This is a genomic window from Lysinibacillus alkalisoli (assembly GCF_014643595.1).
Classification (GTDB): domain Bacteria; phylum Bacillota; class Bacilli; order Bacillales_A; family Planococcaceae; genus Metalysinibacillus; species Metalysinibacillus alkalisoli.
This window is the reverse complement of sequence record NZ_BMJT01000030.1, coordinates 1-1,010: the sequence shown is the minus strand read 5'-3', so window position 1 is coordinate 1,010 and position 1,010 is coordinate 1. Positions and strand designations below refer to the sequence as shown.

Genomic DNA, 1,010 nt, shown 5'->3' with positions numbered 1-1,010 from the left:
TAGTAGTCACCACAACAACTTTTACGAGGAGGAATCTCTCATGGCTAAGAATACCACGATTTTCACATTACTTCAAAACTTTATTTCACAGGAAGAAATCAAAGGAATTCTCGCTGAATTTGGCTTTGAAGATACAGCTCGTAAATGCGATGTACCGACACTTTTAGCTTATTTAGTTGGCGCTGCGGCTTTCGAATGGAAAAGCTTACGTCACGCAGCGGATGTTGCTTCTGCACAGGGGTTGAAATCTGTGGATTATTCCACGCTTTCAAAACGCTTAGGCGAGCTGAATTATCACATTGTGAAACGTATTTTTGACGTCATTGTTGGTCGTCTAAATCGAGCGACACGCCGCAAATTAAAGCTAAAAAAAGACTTACTGGCCATTGATTCGACCACAGTAACGGTCGGAAAAACACGTTTACCATGGGCTTTATATCACGGCGAGCGTTCAGGCATCAAGCTACATGTTAGCTTCACAAATACGACTGAGATGCCCCTGAAAGTCGTGGAAACAACGGGCTTAAAACACGATGGTCCTATCGGTGTAAGCTTAGAGGACAAGCGTTTTATTCTCGTGGCAGACCGAGCTTACTTTTCAATGGATAAGGTCGATCGTTACGCGCAATCAGGGCAAGATTTCGTCATTCGTTTGAAAGAAAATATTCACCTAAGCCGCAAGAAATCATTGAAAAGAGCCGCTGTCACAGATTCCAACGTGACGGCTGATTTTACATGTATCCTTGGTACAACGCAAAAACAAACGATTGAACGCCATCGTATCGTAGAATTTACAGATGACGAAGGGGATATTGTGCGTGTTGTGACAAATCTTCAAACGCGGTGTTTAGCCAACTATTCGCGGCGTTAATTGCCTACGTATTACTCAAGTTTTTACAAATGGAAGGACACAAGAAAAAGCACTGTAAACGCCTATCTTTCGCTGGTTTCACACGCCAGTTTATTTGTGATACCCTGCCGATTGAATGGCGAATTGGACTCAAGGAAAT

Annotated in this window: 1 protein-coding gene; it reads left to right on the top strand. The window is 42.9% G+C overall.

Translation table 11 applies throughout. The features are described 5' to 3' along the window. Positions 1-40: 40 nt before the first annotated feature. Positions 41-871, top strand: a complete 831-nt coding sequence (locus IEW44_RS15810; protein ID WP_229704286.1) for an IS4 family transposase — start codon at positions 41-43, stop codon at positions 869-871. Positions 872-1,010 lie beyond the last annotated feature (139 nt).

Excerpts from the sequence above, each read along its gene's own strand:
- IEW44_RS15810 (WP_229704286.1), top strand. The coding sequence starts at position 41 with ATGGCTAAGAATACCACGATTTTCACATTACTTCAAAACTTTATTTCA.